Here is a 16,795-nt window from a genome sequence, read left to right on the forward strand (position 1 = left end):
CAACAGTGCGCGCGTCTCGGCGGTGATGGGAAGTTTTGTTGTCAGCGAGATGACACCGGCGTCCTCGACGCGCGCGTGTGGCAGATATTGCTGGCGTACGGCCGAACGCGTGCCGTCGGCGGCGACCAGCACATCTGCGGTGGCGCTGCTGCCGTCACTGAAATATGCCGTCACGCTGTTCGTGTGCTGCTCGTACCGTACGAAGGTTTTGTCGAAATGGACCACGTCGTCCATGCCGGTCAGCAACACCTGCCGGAGGATCGTCCGGGACACCGACCGCTCACTGTTGATCGGGTCGCTGTCGTCTCGCAGGTCAACTGAGACCAGCCGCTTCAAGTCCTGCGTGTACGCTGAAATGCTGCTTCGGCGCCCGGGCGCAGGTGGCCAGGAACGTGTCGAAGAGTTCCGGCGGCAGGCAGTCCCGCAGCGCCCGGTTGCCGGTCGGGTCGATGCCGACCCGATAGCCGAAGAGCCCGCCCGTAGGAGTGCGGTCCCGCTCGTACACGGACACCTCGACGCCTGCGCGCCGCCGCCCGTGCGCGAGGCACATGCCGCCGGTTCCGGCTCCGATGATGATGACTCGCATCGCAAACTCCTTAGATCAATGAGAGATTCCCGCAAAGATTCTCTAGAATTTCTAGTAACCTAACCTGACGGAGAATCTAGGCGAGAGATCTCTAGAATGTCAAGAGACTTGTGACGGAGGTTGGATATGGAGTCCACACACGAGCGGCTGGTACGGCAGTTGGGGCCGGTGATGCAGGAGTTCCAACGTGCGCTGGACGTGCTCGACCAGCGAGTGGCGGATCGGCTCGGTTTGAACCGTACGGACATGCATTGCCTGGAGTTGGCGCTCGGCGGCGGCACCTTGACGCCCGGCGAGCTGGCGACCGCGGCCGGCCTCACGACCGGCGGGGTGACCACCGCCATCGACCGGCTGGAACGCGCTGGCTATGTGACGCGCGTACGCGACAGCGGCGACCGGCGGCGGGTGCTCGTCCAACCGACCGAGAAGGGCGCCGACCTGGCGATGGGGATCTACGGGCCGCTGGTGGAGGACGGCAACGTCTACCTCCGGGGCCTGGACGACACCACGCTCACCCACCTGACTGAATTCATGCGTTTCAACACCCGGCTCTACTACGAGCACGCCCAGAGGCTGGTCAGCGACCCGGACTCCGGCTAAGGCAGACTGGGCGGGTGATGCGGCGAGGGTGGACTGTGTTGACCGGAGCGGTCCTGTTGATCGTGATGGGCATCGCCCTCGCGTGGCTGCCGGTGCCGTACGTGGCCGAGCTGCCCGGGCCGACCGTCAACACGCTCGGCAGTGTGGGCGGCAAGAAGATCACACGCTGGACGGCCGGACGGCGCGGCAGGTCAGCGGTCACCTCAACCTGACCACGGTCAGTGCGATTGACCAGATCGACCTCGGCACCGCGATCCGCTACTGGATCGACGGCGACTCGGCGGTGCTGCCACGCGAGTTCGTCTACCCGCCGGACCAGTCGCGCAAGCAGATCGAGGCGAAGAACGCCGACGACTTCACCCAGTCGCAGACCTCCGCGGAGACCGCGGCGCTGCGCCAGATCGGTTTCCCCGTACACGTCAAGGTCGTGTCGCTGTCGGACGGTTCGCCGTCCAACGGCAAACTCAAGGCCGGCGACGAGCTGTCCACCGTGGACGGCAAGCCGGTGACCAGCAATGGGAGCCTGCAGGCCCAACTGGCCACCCACCAGCCCAAGGACACGGTGAAAGTCGGTTATCTGCGGGGCGGATCGGCTGGCAGCGCGACCGTACAACTGGGCATGGACGACCAGAAGCGGGCGATCCTGGGCGTACGGCTGAATCAGACGCAACCGCAACCGCATCCCTTCACCGTCAAGATCCAGCTCTCCGACATCGGCGGCCCGTCCGCCGGCCTGATGTTCGCGCTCGGCATCGTCGACACCGCCAGCGACGCCAATCTGACCGGCGGCGCCTTCATCGCCGGCACCGGCACGATCGACGACGACGGCAACGTCGGGATCATCGGTGGCATCCAGCAGAAGATGATCGCCGCCCGGCAGGCCGGCGCGACGGTTTTCCTGGTGCCTGACGGCAACTGCGCCGAGGCGTCATCCGCGACCCCGGCCGGTCTGCGGCTGGTGAAGGTCAGCACGCTCGGCGGCGCGGTGACCGCGCTGACCAACCTCCGCCAGAAGTCCGGCGCGATCCCGGCCTGCTGACGTATCTTTCGTCCGCAACGCCCCGTTACTCGCGCGTTGCGCAAGCGGCGGGGCGTTGCGGACAAAAGCGGTCAGTCCAAAGTGGACAGCAGCGCGGCGGCGAGGTTGGGGGCCAGGTCGGCGCCTGGTACGACCGGTTCGTCGGACGCGAGCGCGGTCGGCCGGATCCGCAGCAGGGACGCGCGCCCGCCGTCCCGTACGACGCCGACCACCAGCCGTACTTCGCGGCGCGCTGGATGCTCGCTGGCCCAGCGGATCGGGTCGGTGCCCGCCGGCGCCTCGCCGGCCGACGGCGGTAGCACGAGGACCTCGTTGATCAACGCGCAACCGGCCACCTCCGGCGGCCACTGGATGCCGGCGAGCGCCTCATCCAGCGGCCCGTCCCCGAGTGGCTCCTGCTCGACCGGCGTCAAGCCGCCCGCATCCACCGGGCCGTCCGCGAGGCCCAGCGCAGCCGCGAGGGCCGGCTCGGCGGCCACCAGTTCGGCCGTCGGGACCAGCGCGAACAGCGTCGGCGGGCGGTCCCAGCCGAGGCTGTCGGCGTGCTGCTCGAGCTCGGCCACCACCGCGGTGAGCTGGCCGTCCGCCGCTGCTGCGGCGGAACCGTCGGCGGGCTGTTCGGCGTTGGCTTCAGAAAGCATCTGTTCATCTTCGCAAACGACCTGCCGGCGCTTTGCCGCGCAGCGGGATACGGTCGCAGGTGGCGCCGCTGGTCGGCCCGCCGGCCCGGACGTGTTCCGAGTGGGCAATAGTGGACCGGGTAGTGGTAGGTAAGCGAGAAAACACCGGGAGTTAAGCGTGGCGATGCGCGCACCTTTGCCCACCGTGAGCCGTCGCAGCCGGGTGCTGCTGGTGGTCGTGGTGGTGCTGCTGGCGATCTCACTGCTGGGCTCCAGCCTGGTCACCGTCCTGACCGACGTGTGGTGGTTCGACTCGGTCGGCTACAGCGACGTTTACACCGTGATGCTCCAGACCAGGGTCTTCATGTTCCTGATCGTCGGGGCCGTGATGGCCGCGTTCGTGGGGCTGAACCTGTGGCTCGCATACCGCCTGCAGCCGGCATACCGGCCGATGTCGCTGGAGCAACAGAACCTGGAGCGATATCGACTCTGGCTGACCCCGCGGTGCGGCTGCTGATCTCGCTGGTCGCCGGGCTGTGTGGAGTGGTCGCCGGGCTGACCGCGCAGGGCCAATGGCAGGTGTGGTTGCAATATGCCAACTCCACGCCGTTCGGCAAGGCCGACGCGGAGTTCGGCAAGGACTATTCGTTCTATATGTTCGAATATCCGTTCTTCCGGTACGTCCTCGGAGTCGCCTTCACGGCCGTGGTGCTGAGCCTGGTCGGCGCGGTTTTCCTGCACTGGCTGTACGGCGGCGTGCGGCTGCAGGGCGCGGGGGAGCGGATGAGCGACCGCGCGCGGCTGCACATCTGGTCACTGCTGGCCGCTTTTCTGCTGCTGAAGGCATACGCGTACTACCTCGACCGCTACGGCCTGGTTTTCTCGTCCAGCGACATCACCGGCGTGGACGGCGCCTCGTACGCTGACATCCACTATCTGTTGCCAGCCAAGAACATCCTGCTGCTGATCGCGGTGTTCGTGGCGGTGATGTTCGTGATCGCGATCTGGGTGCGCAACGCCATGCTGCCGGTGGTCGCGATCGCGCTGCTGGGCGTGTCGGCGGTGCTGGCCGGCGGCATCGTGCCCTTCGTCGCCGACCAGGTCTACGTCAAGCCGAACGCGGCGCAGCTGGAATCGAACTATATCCAGCGAAACATCGAGGCGACCCGGTATTCGTACGGCATCGCCGGGGTGAAGCAGACCAGCTACAACCCCAGCCAGTCGGCACCCACCTCCTTGTTGCATACGGACACCCAGAACGTGCCGAACATCCGGCTGCTGGACCCGAGCGTGGTGTCCGCGACCTTCCTGCAGAACCAGCGCGGCAACGGTTTCTACAAGTTCAACGACAAACTTGACGTGGACCAGTATTCGCAGACTGCCGGCAAACCCGAGGAATACGTGGTCGGCGTCCGCGAGTTCAACTACGACGGGCTCACCGGCACTCAGACCAACTGGAGCAACGAGCACAAGGTTTACACGCACGGGTACGGATTCGTCGCCGCGCCGACCAGCAAGGTAACCAACAACGGACAGCCCTGCTATGTCTCTGGTTTCCTGTCCTCAGACCAGACCGCGATGTGCAACGAGCAGCAAATCCCGGTGGGAGACCCACAGATCTACTACGGCGAGGAATTCGAGGACAACTACTCGATCGTCGGCGCGCCGGAAGGCAGCCAGCCGCAGGAGTACGACCACGTCACGTCCACCGGTGCGCCGGTTTACACGACGTACAAGGCGGCCAATGGCGTCGGTGGCGTGCCGATCAACTCGTATCTGCGCCAGCTGGCGTACGCGATCAACATGCACGCGGTGAACTTCATCCTGCCCGGTGCGGTGAACTCCGAATCCAAGCTGCTTTACGTACGGGATCCACGCGATCGGGTCCTGAAGGTGGCGCCCTTCCTGCGAGTCGACGGCGACCCGTACCCGGCGGTCGTGGACGGGCGGGTCGTCTGGATCGTGGACGGCTACACCACGTCGTCGAGCTTTCCCTATGCGCAGAGCGAAACTCTGGGTGACGCGACGCAGGACTCGCTGACGGGCAACGGAACCGTGGCGCAGCAGAAGGATCAGATCAACTACATCCGGAACTCCGTCAAGGCCACGGTCGACGCGTACACGGGCGCCGTGACACTCTACAAATGGGGCCAGGACGACCCTCTGCTGGACACCTGGGACAAGGCGTTCGGTGGGATTCTCAAGCCGGCCAGCGATATCTCGCCGGACCTCGCCGCGCACTTCCGCTATCCGGAGGATCTTTTCAAGGTCCAGCGCGAAGTTCTGACCCGCTATCACGTGACCAGCCCGCAGGAGTTCTTCGGCGGCCAGAATTTCTGGAAGGTGCCACCGGATCCGACCCGGCCTACCGGCGCCCAGCCGCCGTACTTCCTGCTTGCCCAGTTTCCCAAGCAGAACAACCTGACATTCCAGACCACCAGCGCCCTCACTTTTGCCAAAGGCGACGGCCTCGCGGCGATGTTCTCCGCCTCGTACGACGGGGATGGAGGCACGGTGCTGAACCTTTACCCGCTGCCGCCCACGTCGTCGACCGCCGGCCCCAACCAGGCTCAGACGAACTTGGTCAACGACCAGGCGATCGCCACCAGACTTACCCAGCTGAAGGGGTCCGGTGCGACCTCCGGATCCGATGTGAAATACGGAAATCTGCTGATGTTGCCGATTGGTGGCGTCAACGGGGGACTTCTCTACATCGAACCGGTCTACCTGCAACCCCAGTCCGGGGCCGCGCCTTTCCCCACCCTGCAGCTGATCTTCGCCTCGTACAACGGAAAGGTCGTCTCCGGGTCGTCCGTGTCCGACGTTATCCAAGCATTGACTGGACAGTCCCCGCCCACCACGAGCACCCCGCCCACCTCCGGCAGCCCACCGACCGGCGTGAGCTCCCAGCTCAACGACGCGGTCAAGGCCATCCAGGCCGCCATCACCGAGCTGCATGCCGCCCAGAAGGCGGACGACTTCGTCCGGATCGGCCGCGCGCGCAACAGTTGAGGCGGCCATCGAGAAGTTCCAGGCCGCGCAGGCGGCCCAACCCAGCGCGAGCGCCAGCCCATCGGCCTCAGCGTCGCCTGGACCGTCCGGGTCGCCGAAGGCGCCCAGCTGATTTTGTAACCTCGGTCACTTCTGGTACGGGCCTGGTGAGCTTTCACCAGGCCCGTACGACTGTGCGGCCACTCGGCGAACATGACGTTTCCGCAGCGTGACGTGCCTATGACGTGATGGTGGCCACTTATCCGGCGTGGAAGGGCGACCCCCTTTGCCATCGCGTTGCGGGGCCGTGTAATGTTCTCTTCAGCGACGCGGGGTGGAGCAGCTCGGTAGCTCGCTGGGCTCATAACCCAGAGGTCGTAGGTTCAAATCCTACCCCCGCTACCAGGGAAAAGGGCGCCGGAGACATTGTCTCCGGCGCCCTTCGTAGTAAGAACTGTAGTAAATCTGGCCTCAGGCCACGTGCTCAAGCGCCTTCTCGATCAGCGTCCCCATGGCGGTAGCAGCGTCACGGTCGAATCCCACAGACCGATGGGTGTAGATCTGCTTCGTCACGGTCTCGCTGGCGTGGCCTACCCGGTCCGTCAGAACCTTTGAGTCCATGCCGTTGTCCCTTGCCAGGGTCACGTACGTGTGGCGGATGTCGTGCAGCCGGATATGCCGCACACCCGCAAGGTCCACAGTGCGATTGAACCGGCGGGTGACCGTATCCGGATGAAGCTTCCGGCCATCCTCGAAACACATCAGCTTGTCGTGTGTGGGGTAGCTCGCGCCGAACGCCTTCCGCTCTTTGTCGAGCTTCGCCAGGTACCCGGCTAGCGCAGCCACGGTGAACGGATCGAGGGAGATCGTGCGTACGCTGCTCTCGCCTTTGCCGTCTGAATCCTCGGCCTTGCCGTCAACTACGACCCGCGTAGCGTCGATTTCGAGCGTGCCTTGGCCGATGAATTCTTTCGACCCGCAGCCTTCACAAGTGCCGGCCGGCAAGGCATCGTGCTTTTGATCGCGCAGTCCAGGCACAGCCACCACATCGTGAGGCCATCGCGGGCCGCTCCGGCAAGCTCAGAGCGTCGCATGCCCGTTGTGGCGGCCAAGACCCAGAGACCTGCAAAGCGATCGGTCCGTGCCACTTTGAGCCAGGTGGCAAGTTCCTGAACGGTCCATGGTTTGGGACGGTTCTTGCCCTTGCGGCCTAGTCGGGGCAGGCGGGCAGACGTGGCGGCATTGGTGTCGAGGTACCGCCAGCTGACCGCGTCGCCTAAGGCGCGGTGAATCAGCCGATGGACGTTACGGACCGACTTGGACGCCAGCCCTGCTGAGTGCGGGATGGGGAGCCGGCCCCGTCGATACCGAAGGACAGCCGCTTTTTCGCCGCGTGGATCGTCGTTTTGCACGCCTTCGAGATCTCCGTTGGCGTCGGCCCCAGCCCGTTACGCTGCTCGTGCCTGGTCACCCAGTAGTCGTACATCACGGTGTTGTTGTCTGGCTTCCGCCGTCCCTCTGCGAGTAACTGTCGATAAAACGCGTTGAGAACCTGAACGTCGTTGACCTCTTTGAGCTTGCGCTGACCGAGCATCGGCACGATATATGCGTCGATGTTGTCAACGTAATTCGCGTAGGTCGTCCCTTTGATCGACTCCTTGACGGACACCAGCCACTCGACGAAGAAATCTTTGACGCTGACATTCGCCGAGCGCACAGGCTTGCCCTTGTCAACCTCAGCCTTGGCTTTAATCGCGTTGGTCCAGGCATCGTCTTCGGTCTCGAAACCGCCTCGATAAACGCGATCACGTTTGTTGGTCAGCAGGTCGCGATCTCCGTACACGATGAACGCCCATTTTTTTTTTTCCCGCGCGGGTAGACGGTCACGCCTGGAATCTGGGGCCGGCCCTTTTGCGTGGTCATGCCGCCACCTCCGAGTCACCGAGCAGGTGACGGATCTGGGCCGTGATCACGTATACGCGGCCACCAAAGCGCTGCGTCGGAAGTTCGCGCGCGCGGCATAGCGATATGCCGATGCCCGCTTGAGTCCGAGGAGCTGCGCAGCGAGAGGGACCGGCAGCAGGGCAGGCAGGTCAGTGCTGGACATATTTAGTACTCCCCTTTATGGGTGCATCGAATGGCGTGCTGGACCGGAAAGTGCTGACACGCTGACAATTGGGCGCCCGGGCCGTGTTTTCGCAGGTCATATGGCGTCTGAGGCTGTCAGCAGGCCTGCTGACGGGGTGCTGACAGTGCTGACAGCTGAGATGGGTTGTCACCACTGTCAGCACCTGTCAGTGGCGCTGCTGACAGCGTCGATAGGGGTTTGACCTGCGGAAACGGGCGTTTCGAGGTCGATTGTCAGCGTGTCAGCAGTTTCGGAGATGTCGGCAGCGGCAGGGTGCAGCTCGTACGCGGAGTCTTCGCGTTGGCGGACCCATCCGTATTGAATGAGCGTCTCAATCGCGGCGGCAACGGTGGCCGCCGTGGTGGCGGTATTGCCAACCCGGCGCGGCATCCGGCGGTGCAGATCGCGACGGCTGAACGTCAGCATTTCCTTGTCAATCAGCACGCCGAGCGCGTGCCGCGCCGTAGTCGCTGCCGTATCGGCGGCAATGGCCGTCATTGCGGCGCGGTAGTGCTCTATGAAGAACGCGACCAGCCGTACGGCGTCCGTCATCTGGGCACCGTCGACGGGCTTTTGCCAGGCGTTGTCCGGGTGGTGGGCGACGTGTAGGAGCGCGGCCAGGCGCATCGTGGTTCCGGTGAGTTTGTTGGCCCATTCCCGCATGTCGTACAGCGCCCCGCCGCGCCGTAGCTGTACCTCGATAGCGCGCGCGGACGTTGAGCGGCTCGTACGGGCGTCATCGGTGAGGGTGAGCACAACAGGGTCGGTCCAGTCGGCGAGGCTGGCAGCGAGCGCGTGAACCTGCGTCGCGTAGACGGTCGCGATGTGCTCGGAAACGGGTGGGGCGTCATCGTCGCGGTAGCCGGCGAGGCTGACCGGCAGTACGAACAGGAACCGGGCCACGATGCCCCGGCCGGTGAGGTCGCCGTTGGTGCCGAACTTGCGCAGCACGGACGGCTGCGCCATCACTCCCACGGTGAGGGTGGGGTTGGGGATGTATTCGGCTTCGCGGCCGAGCCGGTCAACGCGCAGTGGCCGGCCGGAGTGACCCATCAGGTACGGGTCGAGGTTCGGAAGTTTCGAATGCTGTCCGCCCAAGGTGTCGAATATTCCTCCCTCATCGGAGATCAGCGCCATCCGGCCGCCGTTGGCGGCCATCAGCGACGTGAGCGCTTCGGGGGTGGCGTTGTCGGTAAAACAGCCGGGGCGGTTCCGGGATGGTGATGGCGTCGGCGGCCAGTGCGGCGGCAACCGCCTCAGCGGTTAACGCTTCCCGCTTGGCCGCATCGGCTTTGGCCGCCATGCCTTTGGCTTGCTCGGCGGTGCGCTCGGCGATGTCTTTGAGCGCGGCGTTTTCCTTTATGACCGGCCGCACTTGCTCAGCAGCAAGAGCAGCCTCGATAGCCAGCAGCGGGCCGGTCAGCGCACCGTGTACGGGGCTTTTGCGTTCGCCTGGTTCGGCGAATACGGCTAGGAACAGATTGCAGGGCTCACGCCAACCCGGTTTGGCCTCGATCAGCACTCGCCCACCGGCACACGCCGAGAGCACGGACAGCGCGACAGTGCCGGCCATCGCGGGATCGGTCTGTGTGAACACGGCGGTAGCGGTGACCATTTCTGCCAGCCAGCCGGGGAAAACATCGATCGGGAACGATGGCGGCCGGGCCGATGAGGACAAGGGGACGGGCAGGTCCCATCCGGCCGCAGCGGCAAGGTCAGTCGCCGTGGGGAATGCGCGCACATTCAGCTCGTCGGCAATGTTCATGGGGTCAGCTCCTTTCGGTTGCACGGCGGTCATGCGGCAAGGGTGCGGGGCCGTTGAGCGCCGGCTTGGATGCCGTCTGAGATCGCGCCATCGGCCCGGCGCTGCGTGTACGCGCCAGCCGCGATGTGCTCCGCGCGCACCCCTCCAGCACGCTCCGCGCGACATTTGCCGGCAGCACCCCGCCCGCGACCAGCCGACCGAGGTTCAGCGCGGCCACATAGAGCGCCTTGCGGCGCCGACCGACCCGCGCGGTCCGGACGTGGTCCGTCTCATCGCGCAGCACTTTTTTCGACGTACGCGGACCGGCGAGCGGCGCCGGCCGGCATTGGAGCCGGCCGCCGTATCGGTGCCGGAGAAGGCAAAAGCAGCTGGAGGGACCACGGTGGAAGCGGCGCCGGGTCGCGATCGAGGGTGAGCAGGTACGGCTTGCCGGCAACTGTGGAACCGGCGGCAACCACATAGCCGCCTTGGGCACGGGTGTCGATGAGCCAGCCAATTTTGCTTTCTGTGTTGCGCAGCTGCACGCCGCTCGGTGCCGTGAAATACAGGTGCAGCCCGTTCCGGCCGGTGGTGACCGTAAACGTGTCCAGCAGCCCAGCCAGGGATGCGCCGGCCCGCTCGGGCGAGTACCGCGAGCACATCGGCTCCGTTGGCCACGCCAGGAAGGCGCCACGCGGCCGGTGGGCTGTCGTTACCGGGCTTTGGCTGGTCAAGGTCGACCACCACCAGGCCGGCGCGTCCGGTGGCTATCCCGATGTTGTAGGGCGCCATCGACCAGGCCCGCCGGATACGGTCGGGGTCGGTGGTGGCTCGCGGTTCCCATCCCTGATGACCGGCCCGGCAACGCAGGTCGCGGCCGATGCACCGATCGGCCGTGTGATCGGGAAACGCGGGCCGTTTGTCGTTTGGCCGTATGGGAAATACGGGCCAACCACGTTCGGCAGCGTCCAGCGCGGCGGCGAGAGTGCTGGTCTGAGTGGAGGTCATGGCGGTCATGCCGCGTGCTCCTGTCCGTAGTAGCAGTCGAAACATTCGCCGTACCGGCGGGAGATGTAGTGCTCTTTGACCTGCCTGCAGGTGGAGCAGGTGCGACGCGCGGTCAGCGCCTTGTCAATCGCGGCCAGCTGCGCCGGAGTGGCGGTGCGCTTGGGTTTGGCCAGCTCGATCCGGTAGAGGTAGGCGACCCGGCGTCCCCGGCGCCACATGATCTGAGCTGCGATCTCCTGCCCACCGGGCCGCAACCCACGGGCGCGCAACTGCCGGACGGTGGCCATTCCCTCGGGAGCGCAGCGGTACGGGAAGGTCGGCAGGCCGTACCGGCGGCCGGTTGGGTCGTAATAGGTCGGCATGGCCGGTCAGTGCTCGTGCCGGCGCGCGGTGCGACGGTTGGCCAGTAGGTGATTGATCAGGTACCGGCCGGCGCGAAGCTTGCTGCCACTGCCGCCGCAGCGCGGGCATTCGCGGAACGTGCGGCCTGACGGTGACCGGCGTTTGCCAAGGCCGCCGCATCCCCGGCAGTTCGCGAACGGCCATGTCCAGCAGGTCAGCAGGTAGTACGGGACCCACAGCAGCAGCGCCAGCAGCAGCCACGGCAGGAGGTGAACGGCGAGGGAGAGCAGTGGTCCGTGCAGGGTGTGACCGTCGATCGGGTGGTTACTGGGTGTAGCGGCGGTGAAGGTGGCGGTAGCGGCAAGGTGGAGCATGGTAGGTGCCTCCTGGGCTGTTTTTGGGCGTGAGAGGGGGTGCCCGCTACCCGCTACCTGCGGATATGTGGGCTGGTGGGGGCTGTTGTGGGAGCGGGTGGGTAGCGGGCTGGGTAGCGCAGCCGCTACCCGTAGCGGGCCGCCCGCTACCTCACCGGTCCGTCAGCGATCTACTGGACGGTTACGCTCCGTTGTTTTGGCGCTTGGTGATCGCGGCCTTGATGTCGGCGGCTTTGGCGCCTTTGCGGACCTGTCCGTCCCGGTTGACGTTGCCGCTCGGTACGCCGAGAGCGCGCAGCTGCGCGGAGATGCTGTCCGGGGTGATGTCGGCGTACTGCTCCGGCATCTGCTCGGCCAGGCGGCTGGAGATGGTGGTCCAGTGCAACCGGTCGTCTCCGGTGAACACCGTCAGCAGCACGTCAGTTAGCACGTCGCGTGATGCGCGGGCCATGTCCTCTCCGGCGGCCATGCCGGTCAGGGTGCCGACCCGTTCGCGATGGGCGCGGGCAGCGGTCAGGATCTTCTCAGCGTCGCCGTGGTCGGCGAGGAACGTCCGCACGGTCGGGGTTTCATCGGTCGCGCCGTACAGGAAACCCACGCCCCGGTACTTGTCCCCGACTGGCAGCGATGACGCATCGAAACCTTCGGCGTACGCGTCCCCGCCGAGGACCGCTTCGGACACGATCCGGTTGCCGCACTTGAGCGCGAACCGCACCGCGTGGTTGTCGCGGTACCGGTTGAACAACCGGCCCACATCTCCGGCGCCGACTCCGGCCGGCTTCTGCGAACTGGACAGGATGCTCACGCCAGCGGACGGGCCGACCGCCTGAATCCGGGACAGCTTCGCCGCGATCTCTTTGTTGATGGCCTGGTCTTCGGTCTCGAAATAGACCTGAAACTCTTCCATGACCAGCAACAACACTCGCAGATCCGGGTACCGGGGGTCGCGCGCCAACTCTTCGGTGAGCTTGCCTTCCGGGCACACGGTGACCGGCAGCTTGGCCAGCTGCTCGTTCACCCGGTCAATGTGCGCCAGGATCTCATCCAGGGTGGCGAGCAGGTTCCCCACCGGATCGGGGTCGTTCACGTTGGGGTGCGTACCGAAAATGATCCGATGCGCGACCATCCGGAACTTGATCCAGTCCGGCGAATTCTTCCCGTCAACGATGATCAGCTTCACCCACGGGTCAGCAGCGGCAAACAGCGCGAGCAGCCGCGCGGCGAACGTTTTTCCCTTACGTGGCTGGGCGCCGACTATGACCGAGATCCACAGCAGCGACAGCGTCACCAGCTGATCGCGTTCATCCTTGCCGAACTTGACCGGCCGCCAAATGTTGCGCGGCTTGCAGTCCAGCAGGTCAGTACGGCCAGCGCCGATCGCGAGCGGGTCCCGGTCAGCCACAACAGCAGGTGACGCCGACTGCTGGTCTCATCCTCAGTCAGGAACACCTGATTGACATGCACGTCCAGCCCAGACGCGATCTTTTCCTTTAGCAGCACACACATCAGCCCCCCCCCTGCCGTACGGGAGGTCCACCACCACCTGCGAACCAGTGCCACGGGAGTCGCGGGTCATCTGCGCCCCAAACTGCACCTGTTGGCCGGGCTTATCCGCGTTGCCGAGCCCGGCGGCGTAGTAGGCGCGCAGCACGATATCGAGGTTCAGCTTGCGAAAACGCGGCGCGATAATCGCCTTGGAGATGATCGGCTTGTGCGCCGGGCGACCCAAATGCGCCAGAGCGCCGAGCAGGATGCCGGCGACGCTGAGGTTCACCCGGGGGGGGGCGAGGGTGCACAGCAGCAGCCCGCCCACCGCGACCCCCGGCGTTTTTGCGCGGCCATCACCCAGCCGCGCCAGCGACGGGTTTCCTTCAACTCCTGCAGCAGATGGTTATAGCCTTCGCGGCCTCCTTCGGGTCCGCGGTGCGCGTTGTCCGCCACCGCTTGCCGGACCGGGCCCTGCTCGGTCACCACCACCACCACCGCAGTTGCCGCTGCACCAGGCGCACCGCGCCAACCGCGCCGTAGATCGCGGTTTTCCCGCCATACCAAGGAACCCGGACCGCGTGAAACGCGCTGATGTGCAGCCAGCGACGCACCGCCCGGTTGATGGTGCCGCGCAGGTTCCCCAGCAAGAACGCGGCCGGAATGATCGGCTCGCGCCGGTCCTCATCGGCCGGCAGGGCAATCGTGACGCCAGGATCAGCGACCTTGAGCCGCGCGGACTCCGGCGAGTCCGGGTCATCTAGTTCGACCTCAAAAGAGCTGTCATAGCGTTCTACGTCGGTGCCGGGTTTGCGCAGCGGAACCACGTTGTTGCCCGCGCTGCCCTGATCAAGGGCGGCAAACTCAGCGTCCCAGTCAATATTGTTGGGGCCGGTCATTGTTGTCGTTCGGTTCGGTGGACATGATGTGCGGGTACCTCCTGTGTGGGGGTGGCCGGAGCGCGGTCCGGTTCCTAGGCCGTGGTGGCCGCGCTCCGGGCGGATTCAACGAGTGGATGTGGGTGTGTCGTCTGCGCGCGGAGCAGGTGCGCCAGCGCGGCACCCATGCCCAGAACCGCGACCGGTAGGCAGGCGACAGCGGTGGTGATCCACCACGGCGCGGCCGTGACTCCGGCGGCGCTCATCAGGTGGTAGGCGACCTGGCCGAGCGCGCCGAGGATGAGCGCGCCAATCGCCGACCACTTCGCGAATTGGCGCGTCGGGCCTTCCGTACGACCGGCGAGCCAAGCTCGCAGCGCGTACGCGGCGTAGGTCTCCACGCCGATCGGGAGCGTGATCGCGGTGTTGATCGCGAAACCGTCCACGATCCCCGGCAACGGATGCACAACACCGAACCCGGTGAGCCCGCCCAGCCCCCACCCACCCAGACCAGATCGCGACAAACGCGGGAGCGGCCAACAACAGCACCGGCACACGCCTTGACCGGCTTGACCTCCTGCCCGGTCCCTCCAGCGCTTGCGGCGTGCCCGGGTCTACGGCCGGCACTACCTGCACGGCATCCTCAACCGGCGCCGTGGCTGAAGCACCAGCCGTTTCGGTGCTCAGGTCGGGATCGGCGGCGCTGGGTCTGCGGGTCCGAGCTGGAGGGGACCAGGTGCAGCCGGTTCGCCGAAACGGTGTCGGTGAACGGTGCCGGTGCGGTCAGCTCGGCGAGGATGGCGCGTGCCTTCGGTGCGCCGATCCGCAGCTCGGTCATCAGCCGGTTCCGGGATGGCACCTCCCCCAGTTCGGCTGTGAGCTTGCGTGCCTTGGGCAGCAGCGCATCGACCGGAGGCGGGTACGCCGAACGGGACTCCTGCGTGGTGGTCTCGATGGTCATCGCGAGTCCTCTTTCCAACAGGTCGGGTACTGGTCGCCCTTGCCGCAGGCGAGGTAAATGCTCATCGGGACGATTTCGCAGTCCTCATGTCCGCCCTGATCGCGAACACACACCCAGTACGTGAAAGTGCTCCTGGCGCCAACCGCCATGTACCGGTGCGTGACTGTCCCGGAAAGCGAAGTGCAGCCGAGCAAAAGCGCAGCTATCAGCACCGCTCCGGCGGCGGCAACAGTTGTCTTGACCAGTCGCGTCATGATGACCATCAGGCGACCTCTTCCGAGTCCAAGGCCGCCGGAGCGGGCGTGCCATAGACCAGATGCCGCGCCATCAGCGCGCGATGCTCAGCCCGCCGCAACCGGCGCCAATCCAGCAACGTCGGACCGCCCTCAACGGTCAGAATCCGGATTTCCTCATCGACCAACGCAAGCTCAGCCTCAAGCGCCGGCCACTCACGCTCGATCTCCAGCAGCTCCGCATCTGTAGGACCGTCCTCCATCGGGTCGTTTCTCATCTCTGCATGCCTTCCGGGTAGGCACAGAGGGTCAAAAACCGCAGGTAGCAGCGCTGTAGTAGCACGCTGCCAGCTGTGGTCCATCCCGTCTGTACGGTCTGTATCGTCCATTGCGTCTATACGAAACAGACCTTAAGCAGCAGACTTGAGTCATGTCAAGGGATGCGTTAGATTCGTCTAGACGAAATGATCCGTATGAACGAAGTGGGTGGCCGGTCGTGACAAGCCCCGTCCGATACCGAGAGATCGCTGACCAGCTGCGCGACGCGATCATGAACGAAGAACGCCTAGTAGTCGAAGGCGTGGAGTTCTACCTCAAAGGTGGCGCGAAGCTGCCGACCGAGCCCGAGCTTGGGGTGCTCTACAGCGTCAGCCGGGGAACGATCAGGCAGGCGCTCAAGGAGCTGTCGTCCGAGGGCCTGTTAGAGACGCGCGGACGCGCAGGTACGTTCATCCGGCGCTTGCCGATGCTTGCTCACTCCGGCACAGCCGAGCGACCAGACCGCAAGGGTAAGTCCGACTCATGGAGCGCCGAGGTTGAGCGCGCAGGCGGACAGCCGAGCCAAGACTTCTCTTTTCGCATCGTGGCGGCTACAAGTGGCGTAGCGCGACGGCTCGAAATTGAGGCGAATGCGCTCGTGGTTGTGAGGGACTGTTTTCGCTACGTGGACAACGTCCCGTGGGCTCAACAGATCAGCTACTACCCGTACGATGTTGCACAGGCAGCGAAAATAGACGTTCCGACAGACATAGAAGAGGGAACGGTGCGAGCGCTTGCAAAGGCGGGCTATCGCGAAGTTCGCTGGCTTGATGAGGTTTCGGCTCGGGCGGCGACCCGGGAAGAGGCGACAGCATTTCGCCTAGGCGGAGGAATGTTCGTCTTGTATTACCAACGCACCGGCTGGACGAACGAGCGACCTATCAGACTCACCCGTGAGATCTTGCCGGCTGATCGCAATATCGTCACATACGAACAGGTGGAGACTGCCGCCATTGGGGAAGACTCGTGATCATCCGGGTTGCGCGACTGGCGGACATTCCCGAGATTCTGAGGCTCCGCACTGAAGCAGCAACCTGGCTGCACGGCAAAGGAAGTGACCAGTGGGGGCCGACAGGCGACCCGCTAACGAAAGTGGCTGATGACATGGCACAGGCCATCCAGGCGGGTCATGCGTGGATGGGCTGCACAGAGGCAAACGACTCGACCATCGGAACCATGACCCTCAATAAAGCGACGGACCCGGGTACATGGTCGGACAGTGAGATTTCTACGGCGCTTTTTGTGCACCGTCTGATGATCGATCGGCGATACGCCGGACAAGGTTTCGGCCGAGAAATGCTGGACTTCGCCGAAAAACTTGCGTGTCTTGCCGATCGTGCTTGGCTACGGTTTGACGCATGGTCGTCGAGTGGCGATTTGCATGCGTACTACCAGCGACTTGGGTTCCGTCTGGTGCGGATAGCCGACGTGACACCACCGAGCGGTGCTCTGTTCGAACGGTCAACACAGCTGGCTTCGAATACCCGG

Annotated in this window: 25 protein-coding genes, 1 tRNA gene and 2 pseudogenes; 8 read left to right on the forward strand and 20 right to left on the reverse strand. The window is 65.0% G+C overall.

Going from position 1 to position 16,795, the window contains the following annotated elements; all coding sequences use genetic code 11:
- Positions 1–75 precede the first annotated feature (75 nt).
- Positions 76–321: a hypothetical protein gene (locus GNX96_RS58550; protein ID WP_279582616.1), complete on the forward strand. Its 246-nt coding sequence runs from the start codon at positions 76–78 to the stop codon at positions 319–321.
- Here GNX96_RS58550 and GNX96_RS58555 read toward each other — a convergent pair.
- Positions 314–586, reverse strand: a complete 273-nt coding sequence (locus GNX96_RS58555; protein ID WP_279582617.1) for an NAD(P)-binding protein — start codon at positions 584–586, stop codon at positions 314–316. The genes GNX96_RS58550 and GNX96_RS58555 overlap by 8 nt on opposite strands.
- Before the next feature lie 126 nt (positions 587–712).
- On the opposite strand from GNX96_RS58555, the gene GNX96_RS38750 reads away from it, so the two are divergent.
- The 3 genes from GNX96_RS38750 (at position 713) to GNX96_RS38755 (ending at position 2,225) form a co-directional block, all read left to right on the forward strand.
- Positions 713–1,186 (forward strand): MarR family winged helix-turn-helix transcriptional regulator, encoded by a 474-nt coding sequence (locus GNX96_RS38750; protein WP_163572683.1) that lies wholly within the window; start codon positions 713–715, stop codon positions 1,184–1,186.
- Positions 1,187–1,224: 38 nt separating this feature from the next.
- A complete protein-coding gene (locus GNX96_RS58560; protein WP_279582618.1) occupies positions 1,225–1,398 on the forward strand; it encodes a hypothetical protein in 174 nt (57 codons plus the stop codon).
- A 71-nt stretch (positions 1,399–1,469) separates the two neighbouring features.
- The gene (locus GNX96_RS38755) at positions 1,470–2,225 is read left to right on the forward strand and encodes a YlbL family protein (RefSeq protein WP_279582619.1); all 756 of its coding nucleotides are present in this window, start codon (positions 1,470–1,472) and stop codon (positions 2,223–2,225) included.
- 71 nt (positions 2,226–2,296) lie between these two features.
- Here GNX96_RS38755 and GNX96_RS38760 read toward each other — a convergent pair whose 3' ends face one another.
- Positions 2,297–2,866, reverse strand: a complete 570-nt coding sequence (locus GNX96_RS38760) for a PPA1309 family protein (RefSeq protein ID WP_279582620.1) — start codon at positions 2,864–2,866, stop codon at positions 2,297–2,299.
- Positions 2,867–3,029: 163 nt separating this feature from the next.
- On the opposite strand from GNX96_RS38760, the pseudogene GNX96_RS38765 reads away from it, so the two are divergent.
- Positions 3,030–5,857: pseudogene (locus GNX96_RS38765) on the forward strand (UPF0182 family membrane protein).
- A 307-nt stretch (positions 5,858–6,164) separates the two neighbouring features.
- Positions 6,165–6,241 (forward strand) — tRNA-Met (locus GNX96_RS38770).
- A 66-nt stretch (positions 6,242–6,307) separates the two neighbouring features.
- On the opposite strand, the gene GNX96_RS38775 is transcribed toward GNX96_RS38770, so the two are convergent.
- The 18 genes and pseudogenes from GNX96_RS38775 to GNX96_RS38825 all read right to left on the reverse strand — a co-directional run bounded on the left by GNX96_RS38775 (position 6,308) and on the right by GNX96_RS38825 (position 15,267).
- A complete protein-coding gene (locus tag GNX96_RS38775; RefSeq protein WP_163572684.1) occupies positions 6,308–6,874 on the reverse strand; it encodes a tyrosine-type recombinase/integrase in 567 nt (188 codons plus the stop codon).
- A gap of 253 nt (positions 6,875–7,127) precedes the next feature.
- A complete protein-coding gene (locus GNX96_RS38780; protein ID WP_279582621.1) occupies positions 7,128–7,778 on the reverse strand; it encodes a tyrosine-type recombinase/integrase in 651 nt (216 codons plus the stop codon).
- Positions 7,779–7,805: 27 nt separating this feature from the next.
- Entirely contained in the window at positions 7,806–7,943 is a 138-nt protein-coding gene (locus GNX96_RS58565) for a hypothetical protein (protein WP_279582622.1), read from the reverse strand.
- A gap of 177 nt (positions 7,944–8,120) precedes the next feature.
- Positions 8,121–9,122, reverse strand: a complete 1,002-nt coding sequence (locus GNX96_RS58570; protein WP_279582623.1) for a YfjI family protein — start codon at positions 9,120–9,122, stop codon at positions 8,121–8,123.
- Complete coding sequence (locus GNX96_RS58575) at positions 9,082–9,729, reverse strand: DUF3987 domain-containing protein (RefSeq protein ID WP_279582624.1); 648 nt, start codon at positions 9,727–9,729, stop codon at positions 9,082–9,084. The genes GNX96_RS58570 and GNX96_RS58575 overlap by 41 nt, the downstream gene beginning before the upstream one ends.
- A 4-nt stretch (positions 9,730–9,733) precedes the next feature.
- Complete coding sequence (locus GNX96_RS58580) at positions 9,734–10,012, reverse strand: hypothetical protein (protein ID WP_279582625.1); 279 nt, start codon at positions 10,010–10,012, stop codon at positions 9,734–9,736.
- Positions 9,999–10,370, reverse strand: coding sequence for a bifunctional DNA primase/polymerase (locus GNX96_RS58585; protein ID WP_279582626.1), 372 nt, complete (start codon positions 10,368–10,370; stop codon positions 9,999–10,001). Before GNX96_RS58585 ends, GNX96_RS58580 begins: the two co-directional genes overlap by 14 nt.
- Positions 10,371–10,386: 16 nt before the next feature.
- Positions 10,387–10,761 (reverse strand): annotated as a pseudogene (locus tag GNX96_RS65965) (bifunctional DNA primase/polymerase); the annotation flags it as partial.
- Positions 10,722–11,078: an RRQRL motif-containing zinc-binding protein gene (locus tag GNX96_RS38795; protein ID WP_163572685.1), complete on the reverse strand. Its 357-nt coding sequence runs from the start codon at positions 11,076–11,078 to the stop codon at positions 10,722–10,724. The pseudogene GNX96_RS65965 and the gene GNX96_RS38795, both read right to left, overlap by 40 nt.
- Positions 11,079–11,084: 6 nt before the next feature.
- Positions 11,085–11,432 carry a hypothetical protein gene (locus GNX96_RS38800; RefSeq protein ID WP_279582627.1) on the reverse strand — a complete coding sequence of 116 codons (348 nt, stop codon included), beginning with the start codon at positions 11,430–11,432 and terminating at the stop codon, positions 11,085–11,087.
- A gap of 181 nt (positions 11,433–11,613) precedes the next feature.
- Positions 11,614–12,834: a hypothetical protein gene (locus GNX96_RS38805; protein WP_279582628.1), complete on the reverse strand. Its 1,221-nt coding sequence runs from the start codon at positions 12,832–12,834 to the stop codon at positions 11,614–11,616.
- Between the two features lie 33 nt (positions 12,835–12,867).
- The gene (locus GNX96_RS58590; protein ID WP_279582629.1) at positions 12,868–13,245 is read right to left on the reverse strand and encodes a hypothetical protein; all 378 of its coding nucleotides are present in this window, start codon (positions 13,243–13,245) and stop codon (positions 12,868–12,870) included.
- Entirely contained in the window at positions 13,203–13,403 is a 201-nt protein-coding gene (locus tag GNX96_RS58595) for a hypothetical protein (protein ID WP_279582630.1), read from the reverse strand. Before GNX96_RS58595 ends, GNX96_RS58590 begins: the two co-directional genes overlap by 43 nt.
- Positions 13,400–13,816, reverse strand: a complete 417-nt coding sequence (locus GNX96_RS38810; RefSeq protein ID WP_163572686.1) for a hypothetical protein — start codon at positions 13,814–13,816, stop codon at positions 13,400–13,402. The genes GNX96_RS58595 and GNX96_RS38810 overlap by 4 nt, the downstream gene beginning before the upstream one ends.
- A gap of 74 nt (positions 13,817–13,890) precedes the next feature.
- Positions 13,891–14,262 carry a hypothetical protein gene (locus GNX96_RS58600; protein ID WP_279582631.1) on the reverse strand — a complete coding sequence of 124 codons (372 nt, stop codon included), beginning with the start codon at positions 14,260–14,262 and terminating at the stop codon, positions 13,891–13,893.
- Between the two features lie 176 nt (positions 14,263–14,438).
- The gene (locus GNX96_RS58605; RefSeq protein WP_279582632.1) at positions 14,439–14,756 is read right to left on the reverse strand and encodes a hypothetical protein; all 318 of its coding nucleotides are present in this window, start codon (positions 14,754–14,756) and stop codon (positions 14,439–14,441) included.
- On the reverse strand, positions 14,753–15,019 hold the full coding sequence (locus GNX96_RS38820) for a hypothetical protein (RefSeq protein ID WP_279582633.1): 267 nt from the start codon (positions 15,017–15,019) through the stop codon (positions 14,753–14,755). The genes GNX96_RS58605 and GNX96_RS38820 overlap by 4 nt, the downstream gene beginning before the upstream one ends.
- Complete coding sequence (locus tag GNX96_RS38825; protein ID WP_163572688.1) at positions 15,019–15,267, reverse strand: DUF6284 family protein; 249 nt, start codon at positions 15,265–15,267, stop codon at positions 15,019–15,021. The genes GNX96_RS38820 and GNX96_RS38825 overlap by 1 nt, the downstream gene beginning before the upstream one ends.
- A 218-nt stretch (positions 15,268–15,485) precedes the next feature.
- Here GNX96_RS38825 and GNX96_RS38830 point away from each other — a divergent pair, with 218 nt between their 5' ends.
- Together GNX96_RS38830 and GNX96_RS38835 are read left to right on the forward strand one after the other, a co-directional pair.
- Positions 15,486–16,277, forward strand: coding sequence for a GntR family transcriptional regulator (locus tag GNX96_RS38830; RefSeq protein ID WP_163572689.1), 792 nt, complete (start codon positions 15,486–15,488; stop codon positions 16,275–16,277).
- On the forward strand, positions 16,274–16,795 hold a 522-nt coding region (locus GNX96_RS38835; RefSeq protein WP_163572690.1), incomplete at its 3' end, for a GNAT family N-acetyltransferase. The genes GNX96_RS38830 and GNX96_RS38835, both read left to right, overlap by 4 nt.

The sequence above is a fragment of the Fodinicola feengrottensis genome, assembly GCF_010993775.1.
In the GTDB taxonomy this organism is placed as follows: domain Bacteria; phylum Actinomycetota; class Actinomycetes; order Mycobacteriales; family HKI-0501; genus Fodinicola; species Fodinicola feengrottensis.